This window comes from Streptomyces sp. NRRL F-5755, assembly GCF_001279365.1.
Taxonomy (GTDB): Bacteria; Actinomycetota; Actinomycetes; order Streptomycetales; family Streptomycetaceae; genus Streptomyces; species Streptomyces rimosus.
Window position 1 is genome coordinate 1 of record NZ_LGCW01000076.1, and the last position, 11,557, is coordinate 11,557.

The following is an 11,557-nucleotide window of genomic DNA, read 5'->3' on the forward strand; positions in this document are numbered from 1 at the left end:
ACCCTGGGGCACGCCCCCGAACGCATCCCCACCCACACCCCTACCCGCATCATGGAATGCACGGAATGCGGCGTCCCGGGCCGCCCCGAAGCCCTCCCCGGCGGCCTCTGCCGCGACTGTCGAGGCGACACCCCACCCCCGGACCCAACCGCCGAACACCTCCAAGCCCAACGCACCGCTCACTTCGCCCACCTCTGCCGTTCCCGCTCCCGCCCGGGCTCAACGGCGGCCAGTACGCAACGCGTAGGCAGCGGCAGCAGCCCCCATACAAAGACCAACTGAACCGCCGGAAAGACGAAGAACCCCCACCCGAACCCGGCGAACAACAACGGCGGCATCGGAATCATCCACAACAAACCGGCCATCACCCGGAATTCATCCTGCTCCCGCAAGGTCCGGCGCATGGCCAGGGTCATGAGGATGAACATGGACGGCCCCCCGAAGAAGGCGAACAGCCAGACATCCCCGAACACCAGGCTGTACAGGGTATGTGCGCGACTGCCGGGCAACGTCGCCCACACCACCACCCACCCAATGCTGAACACCGCGAAGTACCGCAGGACACAATCCAGCAACCACAACCCGGTGTGCTCCCGAGCATCCCCCGGCTCAACCGTCCTGATACTCATCCCCCAACCACCTGCACCTGCACGTCCCCCTCCTTTTCCCGCCCGTTCGCCGCCACCGACGGCCCAGGCACCGGCAATAGCCACACGGCGAACACCGCGTGGGCGACCACGTGAATCACCAGGACATTGACGGGTTGCATCTGCACCAGCACCGGCAACGGTGTCGGCAGGCTCAGCAGGTACCACGCCAGCCCCCGAAAGGTCGGTGCCTCTATGCGTCGCCTCATCGGCAACAGCACCAGGAACACGAACAGCACCCACACCCACCCGACAAGGGCAAAGCAGAGCCACGTGGACGCGAGCAGCGACCCCGCCCCGTCGAAATAGCCCAGCTCATCGCCCCCGCCGAACCGGGTATGCACCGGAAGGACGCAGGCCACCACCGCCGACACCACGAGCAGAGCGACCAGATACCGCCCAGAACTCCGCAGCAGCCACCACGGCCCCCACCCCCGCCCAGCCCCCGGCGGATTGGTTTTGAACGTGTTCACATCCTGATCATGCCAGACCCGCCCCGCCCCCCCCGGCCCCCCCCGCCCTACTGCCAGGTCGCAGTGTCCGGATCGACACCGTGGGCGCGAGCGTTGGCGTCGACGACGCGACGGAACCATGCGGCGAGGCCGGCGCGGACGCCGTCGTAGTGGGCGGCGTACTCTGGATCGGACTCGAACATGCGGCCGAGACAGACCTGCATCTGCCTGGTGAGGGGAAAATACGAGGCGAAAGCTTCACGGTGCCGCTCGGCGAGTCGATTCGCTTCCGGACTGCCGGGTGCGACGCCGGCGTCCATCGCGTCCCCGAGGGCGCGGTCGAGATCGGCCATGGCGTCGGCAACGGCCTGCCATTCCTGCGGACCGCGAGCGGCCGAGCGTTCCGCGTACTGGCGCCACTGCACCGTGTCGCCGTAGCGCTGACGGGCTTGGGCGGGCCAGTCCGGATTCCACTGGGGGCCGAAGATCGAAGCCTGCTGCTCGGCGGTGAGCAGCAGGCCACGCTCATGGGCGTCGATCATGCGATCCAGCCCGGCGCTGAGCTGCTGGAGGCGCTCGATCCGTTCGGCAACCTGCGCGCGCTGCGCGCGCAACGCGCCGGGCACGTCTGCGGCCGAGTCGTCCAGGACGGCCCGAATCCGGTCCAGACCGAGACCGACCTCGCGGTAGACGACGATGCGATGCAGACGCTCCAGGTCACCAGCGGTATAGAGCCGGTACCCGCCAGCCGTACGCAACGACGGTCGCGCCAACCCCACCTCGTCCCAGTGGTGCAGCGCCCGAACCGTCACCCCCAGACGCGAGGCAACCTGACCGACGGTCAGCCCATCAACATCATCACCGGCATCAGACATGCTCCCCATTGTCATCGCGGCCGAGGCCCGCTAAGGCGTCAGGAGTCGTCCCCCGGCTGGTGCGCACCTGGTATGGGACGGCCGGCACGCGGACATCAGTCCCGGGTCAGCGCCTGGGGCAAGGCGGGCGCCGGTATGGACTGTGGGGGCGTGGGCAGGTGCTGTTGCGCTGATGCCTTGGCGGGGACGCCGCACAGGGCCGTGAGCCAATGGGTGGCCTTGGCGTCGTCGATGGGGCCCGTCTTCTCATTGCCGTCCGGGGCGAGGCCGTAGTAGCGCGTCAGGTTCGTGCCGAGTGTCACTTGGCGGCTGCCGTCCGGGCTGGAGAAGGAAACCGTTCCCGAGCCGGGGACGAGACCGTCGTGGCCCCAGACCCGCCCGCACGGCAGGTCCAGCGAAGCCAGGCCCAGGCCGTACCGCGCTTTCGACGACGAGCCCATCCGCACCGTGGTCTGCATCTCCCGCAGTTCGGCCGTGTCGATCAGGCGGCCGGTCAGCAGTGCGCGGAAGAACCGGTTGAGGTCGTCCATGGTCGAGACCAGTGAGCCGGCCGTGCCGGCCCAGGACATGTCGTAGACGCTGAAGTCGCGCGGCGGGTCGAATATCCCGTTCAAGCCCTCGTACATCTTGGCGTGCGGTCCGGTCAGGTAGGGCGAGCGCGGGAAGTAGGTGTGCCGCAGGCCGGCTTTCCGTATGACGTGTTCGGTGATGTACGTCTCGGGGGTCTCCCCGGTGACCTTGCGCAGCAGCAATCCGGCTATCACGTAATTGGCGTTGGCGTAGTGGTGCGCCTCGCCGGGCTTGCCCGTCGGCTCCGCCGCCAGGGCCAGCCGGGCCAGCTTCCGTGGGTCGTGACGGTGGAAGCGGCCGGTTTCCAGGTCTTCCGGCACGGACCAGAGGGCGTAGCCGTAGTCGGCGATGCCGCTGGTGTGGTTGAGCAGCATCCGTACCGTGATCGCTCGGCCGCGTTCGCCGGGAATCAGGTCGGGCAGGTAGCGGCCGATCGGCGCGTCCAGTTCGATGTGGCCCGCCCCGACCTCCTGGAGCACGGCGGTGGCGGTGAAGGTCTTGGTGATGCTGCCTATGCGGTGTTCGAGCCCCGGTCTCATCGGGCGGCCGGTCTTGATGTCGGCGACGCCGGAGGCGCCTTGCCAGGATGCGTCGCCGTCCCGTACGGCCGAGTAGGCGCCGTACATGCCTGCTTTGTGCAGGTCCTGGAGGGTCCGGTCGAGTGCCTTGCGGTCGAGGCCGTGGTGCGCCGGCTGGGCTGCGGCGACCGTTGCCGGGGAAGCGGGCGGGGCGGGCGTCCCGGCGGCCGAGGCCGGGAGGGCCGGGGCGAGCAGGGCCAGTAAGACGGCCGTGGCGGTGGTGGCGAGCCGCACGCGGCGGCGGCTCGGTGGGGACAGGGGCATGGCATGTCTCCGTCGGTGCATGGCCGAGGGCTCCCATGGAGCCGGCGGCCGTCGGATGGTGGCCGGCGATCTCTCTCGCTCACTGGCGATTGTGCTGGCCACGCCACCCCCTGCCATCAGCCTTTGGTAGCAGATCGCTCACACGTTCGCGTGACGGATGTCAGGTTTGCCCGGTGAGTTGGGGCGCCATGAGGAGGGCGGTTCTGGGAGCGCTGGGAGTCGGGGTAGGGAGTCGTTCGTGCGCGCCCGGGGGCTGCCCGCGGCCTGTGACCCGTACCACAAGGGCCCTTCATTTCGAAGGACCTTAGGAAAGAACGCTCCAGAGGGCGCAACCACGGCGTGTCGGATGACCATCTAATCTTGCGGAGAGGCTCGCTGCCGTCGGCAGGGCCAGAACCATGCCCACCGCTGCACCACGCCCTGGAAGCGAGTAGATCCCCGATGAGTCTGACGGGCACGCCCTTCTTCCTGACCGCGATCGCGCTGCTGGTTGTCGCGGTCGTGCTGCCGTTCGCGCTGTGGGGCCGTGTCCGCGGGCCGAAGATCGTGCGGGCGGTGGCGCGTCTGGGCATGCTGCTGTTCGCGCAGGTCACCGCGATCACGCTGGTGTTCGTGATGGTCAACAACGCCAACAGCCTCTACGACAACTGGGACGACCTGCTCGGCACCTCCGACCACGTCGAAGCCGCCAAGGACCTCGGCCCGGACGGCATGGGCGGGCTCAAGGCGAAGAACGCGCCCAAGCAGCTGGTGCAGTTCGGCCCGTCCAAGGACTCGGTCGTCGGACCGGGCGTCCAGGAGGGCGAGTTCAAGGGGCGGATCTCGGGCGTCAGCGGCGAGGTGTACGTATGGCTGCCGCCGCAGTACGACGACCCCGCCTACAAGGACAAGAAGTTCCCCGTCGTGGAGCTGCTGCCCGGGTTCCCCGGCTCGGCCAAGTCGTGGATGGGCACCCTGAAGGCCGCCGAGCAGCTGAAGCCGCTCATGGAGCAGGGCAAGGTCAAGCCCTTCATCCTGGTCGCGCCGCGCACCACCCTCCTGGGCAAGGTGGACACCGGCTGCGTCAACATCCCGGGCAAGGTCAACGCGGACAGCTGGCTGAGCGTCGACGTACGCCAGATGGTGATCGACAACTTCCGGGCCGAGGACAAGCCCGCCTCCTGGGCGGTCGCGGGCTACTCGGCGGGCGCGCACTGCGCCGCCAAGCTCGCGCTCGCCCACCCCGACCGTTACCGCGCCGCCATCAGCCTCTCCGGCTTCAACGACCCGAAGATGGAGCCCGCCTCGCTCGCCGGCCAGGACCCCAAGCTGCGCGTCGAGAGCAACCCGCTCACCATCCTCAAGACCGCCAACAAGGCGGGCAAGCCGCCGCGCACCGCCCTCTACGTCTCCGGGGCCTCCAACGACGGTTACGAGGCCGGGCTCGCCCTCAAGCAGCTCGCCAAGGACCCGACGACGGTCAAGGTCAAGCTGATCCCGCCGGGCGCGGGCGGCCACGGCACGGCCGTATGGAAGAACCAGATCCCGGAGGTCTTCCGCTGGCTGAGCGGGGTCATCGGCACCGAGCCCCCCGCAGGGGGGACCGGCCCCGGCCGCGGTACCGAGCACGGCCGCAACCCCGAGCCCGGTCACGGCACCGATCCCGGTCACGGCACCGGACACGGCCGGACCCCCGAGCAATCGCGCGGCCCCCGGCACGCCTAGATCTCGGCGAAGCCGCCGTCGGCCTAGTGGCCGGTGTCTCCTCGCCTGCGCGGCGGGTGGCGGGCGCACGCTGCCGGACCGTCGCGTGCATGCAGTCCGCCGCCGGGCCGGCGGGTGCCAGCGGTGCCCCGGGCGGGCTCGGCGACCGGGCCGGCTTCGCAACGGAGGCGGCCCTGCCAAGGTGGTGGCCCGCCGGGCCGGCACCGGCCGGGTGCCCGTCGGGCGGGTGACGGCGGACGCCGCCTACGGCTTGAGCAAGGAAGCGCGCTTCGAGCCGGGCAAGGGACGCCTTCCACTCGAATGGCCCCCACCTGCCATCACACCGGTGTCCCCGCTGGGCCACCGGCCATCTCATCCACGCCCCGTCCAGGGGCCGCCCGGCACCAGTGCCCGCCCCGCCCGCACGGCGACGCTGCCCGGGCGGCACGCATCTGCGACCGGGCTCGGACGCCGGTGCGGCCAGCACCAATCACACCAGCGACACCAACACCAACCCCCAAACTCACGGCAAACGACGGATTGTTGAAAAGGCTCGTGGTCCACGCTCAGTGTGCGAAACAGGCGAGTGCCGCGGCGGCGGCCGCTGTGATGCCGTGCTGCAACGTCGCCTCGACGGAGGGAGCGAAGTCCGGAGCGTGGTTCGCCGGCAAGCCGGCCACCTTCTCCTGGAGGGCCGTACCTGGAGCGTTGCCCCAGTCCGTCGCGGCGACCGAGCCGAGGAACCAGTAGACGGTGCCGACTCCGTCCCTGGCGAACAGGCCGAAGTCCTCACTGGCCAGCATCGCCGGCGTCGTCAGTACGCGCCGTTCGCCCAGAAGGGCGGTGTGCGCGGAGCGCACCGATGCGGCGTACGCACGGTCGTTGATGTTCACCGGCGCGTTGGGGCCGACGGTGATGTCCGGCTCCTCGGGGCAGCCGGCGGCCTGGCACTCGGCGCGGACGATCCGGCATACCGCGGCGACTGCCCTGTCCAATTGCGTGTTCGCATAGCACCTGATGCTGATGCCCAGTTCAGCGCGGTCCGGAATGACATTCGGCACGGTCCCGGCGTGAAGCGAGCCGACGGTCACCACCAGTGGCTCGAACGGATTGTTCTCCCGAGAGACCACGCTCTGGATCCGCTGGATGATGTTCGCGGCCACGACGACCGGGTCCACTGTGAGGTGAGGGGTCGCTCCGTGACCACCGCGGCCGCGCACCACGACGTTCACGAGTGCGGCGGCGGACGTCAGCGGCCCCGGTCCGTGGGCGAGGACACCGCACGGCAGGGGTGCGACATGCTGGGCCAGTACGACGTCGGGCCGGCCGAAGCGTTCGTAGAGGCCATCGGCCAGCATGTCCCGCGCGCCGGTCAGGGTCTCCTCTGCCGGCTGGCCTATGACCATGAGCGTGCCGGACCAGGCGTCCCGTTGGCCGGCCAGGAGCATCGCGGCTCCCCAGGCACAGGCCAGATGCGCATCGTGCCCGCAGGCATGGGCCACCGGCACGGCGCGTCCGTCCGCCCCCGTTACCGTCCGGGTGCTTGCGTACGGCAAGCCGGTCGCCTCGGCCACGGGCAGACCGTCCAGTTCGGCGCGCAGGGCGACGAGCGGGCCGTCACCGTTGAGCAACAACCCCACGACCCCGTGTCCTCCGACTCCGGAGGTGACGTCACAGCCGACGTCCGTCAGACGTGCGGCGAACAGGGCTGCTGTGACCTTTTCCTGGCCCGACAATTCCGGATGCGCGTGGAGTTCTTCGTACAGGCGCCGTGCGGAAGGCAGGATCCGGGCCGCGTCGTCCGGAAGTCTGGCCGTGCTCGACGCCGATTCGTTCCTCATGTATGCGCTCCCCCTGTGCTGGCCGGCTACAGCCAGCCCGTCTCCCTGGCCAAGTGATAGGCAGCGACCTTGTTGGCGACGCCCAGTTTGGACAGGATCGATGTCATGTAGTTGCGTATGGTGCCTTCGGCCAGGTGCAGCCGTGCCGCGGTCCCGCTGGTGGACAGGCCCTCGCCGACCAGGCGTAGTACCTCGCGTTCCCGGGCCGTGAGGGGGTTGCCGCCGAGTGCCAGGGCGTCGGTGGCGATTTCCGGGTCGATGTGGCGTCCGCCGCGGTGGACGGTACGGATGACGTCGGCGAGTTGTGCGGCGGGCGTGTCCTTGGTGACGAAGCCGCGTACGCCCAAGCTCAGTGCCCGTTGGAGGTGGCCGGGGCGACCGTGGCTGGTCAAGATCACTACGCCGCATCCGGTGCCGCTGTCCCGAATAGCCTCAGCCGCCTCCAGGCCGTTCATGACCGGCATGTCGAGGTCCAGCACGGCTACGTCCACACCGCCGGCGCGGACGGCGGCCACGGCTCCCGAGCCGTCCGGCGACGTGTTGACGACGGCCAGGTCGTCGTGTGCGGAGAGGAGAACGGACAGCGAGTCGCGGATGAACGCCTCGTTGTCCGCGACGGTGATACGGATGGGCATGGTCGGTTGCCTCTGCTGGTTCAGGTGTCGCGGGGAACGGGATGGAGAGGAGCGTGGGCCAGCAGCCGGAAGCCTCCGTCGCCGTCCGGGGCGGCGGAGAGTTCGCCACCGATGTGGCTGAGCCGTTCCCGCAGCCCGCGCAGCCCGTTGCCGTCCGACGGGCGTCCGGGCGCACTCGCCCGGTCGTTGGATATTTCCGTCATCAGACGGTCGCCGTCGACGCGGAGCTTGATGCGGCACTCGGTCGCGGTGCTGTGCCGCAGCACATTGGTCACTCCCTCGCGGACGACCCAGCCGATCACGTCCTGCACCTGCTGCGGTATGCCCGGCGGTACCTCGTCCGTACGACAGGTGATGCCGGCGGACAGCAGTACCGAGCGTACCCCCTCGAGTTCGGCGCCAAGGGAGGGCTGGCGGTAGCCGCGTACGAGTGTGCGCAGGTCCGACACGGACTCACGCGAGACGCTCAGTGCCTGTTCGATCTCCGCTGTGGCACGGGCCGGGTCGCTCTTCACGAGGAGGAGGGCGACCTCCAGTTTCATACCGACGACGGACAGCCCGTGACCGAGCACGTCGTGCAGGTCCCGGGCGAACCGTAGGCGCTCCTCCAGAACGGCCATACGGGCCAGCTCGGCCCGGTTGTCATGGATTTCCCGGGCGAACGGCGGCAGCAGGCCCAGCGCGCCCACGATCACGACGGTCACCGCGCTGCGCATCAGGACGTCCGCCATGATGTTGGCGGACATGCCGAGGAGCCAGCAGGACAGCGCAGTGCCGACGAGGATGAGCCCGGCTGCCCAGGCCGCTCTCTTCGCGTTGAGGGAGACGACGGCTGCGCCGGCGGCCAGGGAGGGCAGGGCGCCCCAGGCCGGTCCCAGCGCCAGCAGCGAAGCGAAGGCGACGCTGGTGCAGATCGCCAGGTCGAGCAGGTGCCGGTCGCGTGCGCCGCCACGGGCCACCACGTCGAACACGGTGCGGGAGAAGGCGACCCCGAAGGCCAGGCAGCCGAGGGCGCCGGCGTAGATCAGGCCGGGCGAGGGCCGGTGGCGCAGCCACAGCACCATGCCTTCCCCAAGGAAGACCGCCGCTGTGAGCAAGATCAGCCAGGCCACCGCACGGGCCACAGCGGCAGGTGTGCGCCGACGCACGTACCGGCCCCCCTTCGTGACAAAACCGGCTGAACCCTGACTCTATCGCCGCTCTGTTCAGCCCGATCGCCGGGGATCCCAGCGGAAGAAGCGCTTGCCCATGGAGAAGGACAGCCCCGCCCAGGCGCACAGAATCCCCACCGGCTGGGCGCAGGCGTGGAACGACTCGGCGAACCCGACCTGGGCGGTGATGCCCGCGGTGGTGGGGTCGCTCGCGAAGTCGTGACCGAGCCAGGCGGTCCTGACGATCTCCACCACCGGACTGGAAGGCAGGTAGGGCGCCACGTGCTGGGCCCAGGACGGCAGTTCGGAGACAGGCATGGCGACCCCGGAGGTCATCATCATGAGGAGGATCACCGGCGTGACGATCCAGGTGGAGACCTCGCCGCTGGGCAGGAGGCCGGAGAGCCCGATGGCCAGTAGGGAGAACGTGAGCGCGCCGAGCAGGACACCCAGCACGAGCAGCAGCGGATTGCTCGGTGCCGGAGCGTCGATGGCGATCACTCCCACGACCAGGAGCACGATCACCTGAAGGACACTGGTGACGCTTCCGCTGGCCGCCTCGCCGGTGAGGATGGCGGTGTCCGGCAGCGGGGTGCCCCTGAGGCGCTTGTAGACGAGGCGGTCACGCCGCCCGGCCGCCGAGTTGATGACGTTGTACACGATCCAGAGCAGGACGAAACCGAGGAATCCGGGAAGCAGGTAGACGCCCGCGTCGAATCCAGCGATGTCGCCCTTTCCGTGCTGACTGATGGGGAATGCCAAGCCCAGTCCGAGCGGGAGGAGGGCTCCGGTGAGTGCGAAGCCGAGGTCGCGCCAGTAGACGCGCTGCGACAGCAGGAATTGCGAGAAGGTGAAACGCAGCCAGTTCATGCCTGTCCCTTTCCGGTGGCAGCGACGTCGAGGAACACGTCTTCCAGGGAAGCCGTACGTACTTCCAGGCCGCGAAGCTTCGCATTGTTGTCGTCAGCCCAGCGCAGCAGCGTTTTCAAGGCCGCTTGCGGTTCGTCGGTGACGAGACTGACGCGGCCGTCCGCCTCGTGCACCTCGGCTCCAGGGAAAGGCGGCAGGGTGCGCGCACTGATCAGGGAGTCGGCGAGGACGGAGATCCGCGTGCCGGCGTCCTGGGCCAGAACGTCGGTGACCGTGCCGTGCCGGACGATGCGGCCGTGGTCCATGATGGCGACCCGGTCGGCCAGGAACTCGGCTTCCTCCATGTAGTGCGTGGTCAGCAGTACGGTCATGCCCTCGGCCACCATGTCCTTGAGGAACCGCCATGTGTGGCGCCGGGATTCCGGGTCGAGCCCGGTGGTCGGCTCGTCCAGGAACAGCAGCTTGGGCCGGCCCAGCACGGCGAGGCTCAGGTCCAGCCGGCGCCGTTCACCGCCGGACAGCCGGCCGACTCGTGTGCGGGACCGGTCCTGGAGATCGACGAGGCGCAGTGCTTCGTCGGTGGAGACCGCGTCGGGAGTGAAACGCCGCCATGCCTTGATGGTCTCGGCGACGGTCAGCTCACCGAAGAAGCCGGCTTCCTGAAGCATGATCCCGATGTCTGAAGCGATGCGGTTCCGATGGGTGTGCGGGTCCTGCCCGAAGACCGAAACGCTACCGGCGGTCGGTTTGAGATAGCCCTCCAGCACATCGAGCGTGGTGGTCTTTCCGGCACCGTTGGTGCCGAGCAGGGCCACCACTTCGCCTTGGAAGACGTCGAACGAAATGCCGTCCACAGCGGTCTTCCGACCGTATTCGAGGCGCAGGTCGCTGACCTGGATGACGGGTTCACTGGTCATACTGCGACCTTAGGAAGAGCGGGGGTGGGCAGCCAGGGAGAGAGCTCACGGGTCCCGGGTGCGTTCCGCGGAGGTACCGCCATGACTTTTGTCATGCGGGGATCGAGCTTCGGTAAGCAGCCGATGCTGTGTCCGTGCCACTCAGCCTCCGGAGCCAGAGCAGCCGGGCAATCTGCATCTCCTCTCCCGGCACCACTCCGAGCCGGTTGTTCATCAGGTGGATGTGGTGGAACGCCGTCAGGTAATCGGGCCGAGACGGTGCAGCGTCCCGCACCAGCAGCCAGAAGTCATCGACGTACGACGTCAGCACGGGCCCCAGAAAGGCATCGGCAAGGACATCGTCGACTTCGGTACCGAGAATCCCGGCACGCCGCCACGCCACGGGGTCACTTGGCGCGAGCCGGGGCAGCGGCCGGCCCGCTGGAGCGTCACGCAGCCCGCGCCCCGACCAGTACCAGGCGTACTGGTGGAGGAACGCGGTGCGTGACTCCTCAGGCAACCGTGCGGTCATCAGGGCCGTGTGAGCCGCCGCGATCGCTGTGCGCCGAGGGCGGTGGCCTGCGCCCGAGCACAGCAGTGCGGCCTCGCTGCCTCGTCGCATGAGCTGCTCAGCCAGGGCCACCCCGGCAGGACCGCCGAATTTCTCGTACTCCGGTTCGTAGAGCCTTTTGACCACCATGCGCCGTGTGGGGAAGCGGCCAGGGGGGCCGTCGGCGGCTGCGAACCGGTCCAGTGCCTCGTCGAAGGCACGGTCGAGTACCGCCTCGTAGGCGGCGAGTCGCTCCGGCAGGCCGCGGAACCGGACCCGCAGCTGGAGACCGACGACGTCGACGTACTGCAGGAAGAACCAGTGGAGATCGGGATCGGAGTCCTTGAAGCGGCGGACGGACGGTGCCACCACTCCTTCGACCAGCTGTCTGATCTCAGGGATGGTTGAGACGTAGGCCGCTTCCTTCAGATCATCGGATCGTTGGACTGGTGTGTCGTTGACTGACGCCCAGTGGGCACGCATCGAGCCGTTGCTGCCGGACCGGACACCGAAGCGTGGAGGGCGGTGGCGTGATCACCGGCAAG

General features: G+C 68.9%; 11 protein-coding genes. 1 reads left to right on the forward strand and 10 read right to left on the reverse strand.

All coding sequences use genetic code 11. The features are described 5' to 3' along the window. Window positions 1–179: 179 nt before the first annotated feature. The 4 genes from ADK86_RS10855 to ADK86_RS10870 all read right to left on the reverse strand — a co-directional run bounded on the left by ADK86_RS10855 (window position 180) and on the right by ADK86_RS10870 (window position 3,386). Complete coding sequence (locus ADK86_RS10855; protein ID WP_053696382.1) at window positions 180–629, reverse strand: hypothetical protein; 450 nt, start codon at window positions 627–629, stop codon at window positions 180–182. Next, window positions 626–1,120 carry a hypothetical protein gene (locus ADK86_RS10860; protein WP_159393826.1) on the reverse strand — a complete coding sequence of 165 codons (495 nt, stop codon included), beginning with the start codon at window positions 1,118–1,120 and terminating at the stop codon, window positions 626–628. The genes ADK86_RS10855 and ADK86_RS10860 overlap by 4 nt, the downstream gene beginning before the upstream one ends. Before the next feature lie 47 nt (window positions 1,121–1,167). Further along, complete coding sequence (locus tag ADK86_RS10865; protein WP_199834384.1) at window positions 1,168–1,974, reverse strand: MerR family transcriptional regulator; 807 nt, start codon at window positions 1,972–1,974, stop codon at window positions 1,168–1,170. Window positions 1,975–2,069: 95 nt separating this feature from the next. Continuing rightward, window positions 2,070–3,386 carry a serine hydrolase domain-containing protein gene (locus ADK86_RS10870; protein ID WP_053696385.1) on the reverse strand — a complete coding sequence of 439 codons (1,317 nt, stop codon included), beginning with the start codon at window positions 3,384–3,386 and terminating at the stop codon, window positions 2,070–2,072. A gap of 441 nt (window positions 3,387–3,827) precedes the next feature. Here ADK86_RS10870 and ADK86_RS10875 point away from each other — a divergent pair, with 441 nt between their 5' ends. Beyond that, complete coding sequence (locus ADK86_RS10875) at window positions 3,828–5,090, forward strand: alpha/beta hydrolase (RefSeq protein WP_053696386.1); 1,263 nt, start codon at window positions 3,828–3,830, stop codon at window positions 5,088–5,090. A gap of 545 nt (window positions 5,091–5,635) precedes the next feature. On the opposite strand, the gene ADK86_RS10880 is transcribed toward ADK86_RS10875, so the two are convergent. The 6 genes from ADK86_RS10880 to ADK86_RS10905 all read right to left on the reverse strand — a co-directional run bounded on the left by ADK86_RS10880 (window position 5,636) and on the right by ADK86_RS10905 (window position 11,495). Continuing rightward, a complete protein-coding gene (locus tag ADK86_RS10880) occupies window positions 5,636–6,910 on the reverse strand; it encodes an amidohydrolase (RefSeq protein ID WP_053696387.1) in 1,275 nt (424 codons plus the stop codon). 26 nt (window positions 6,911–6,936) lie between these two features. After that, window positions 6,937–7,545 carry a response regulator transcription factor gene (locus ADK86_RS10885; RefSeq protein ID WP_053696388.1) on the reverse strand — a complete coding sequence of 203 codons (609 nt, stop codon included), beginning with the start codon at window positions 7,543–7,545 and terminating at the stop codon, window positions 6,937–6,939. A gap of 20 nt (window positions 7,546–7,565) precedes the next feature. After that, the gene (locus ADK86_RS10890) at window positions 7,566–8,669 is read right to left on the reverse strand and encodes a sensor histidine kinase (RefSeq protein WP_159393827.1); all 1,104 of its coding nucleotides are present in this window, start codon (window positions 8,667–8,669) and stop codon (window positions 7,566–7,568) included. Window positions 8,670–8,750: 81 nt separating this feature from the next. Next, window positions 8,751–9,566, reverse strand: coding sequence for an ABC transporter permease (locus ADK86_RS10895; RefSeq protein ID WP_053696390.1), 816 nt, complete (start codon window positions 9,564–9,566; stop codon window positions 8,751–8,753). Next, a complete protein-coding gene (locus tag ADK86_RS10900) occupies window positions 9,563–10,483 on the reverse strand; it encodes an ABC transporter ATP-binding protein (protein WP_053696391.1) in 921 nt (306 codons plus the stop codon). Before ADK86_RS10900 ends, ADK86_RS10895 begins: the two co-directional genes overlap by 4 nt. A gap of 91 nt (window positions 10,484–10,574) precedes the next feature. Further along, a complete protein-coding gene (locus ADK86_RS10905; protein WP_078951991.1) occupies window positions 10,575–11,495 on the reverse strand; it encodes a lantibiotic dehydratase C-terminal domain-containing protein in 921 nt (306 codons plus the stop codon). Window positions 11,496–11,557 lie beyond the last annotated feature (62 nt).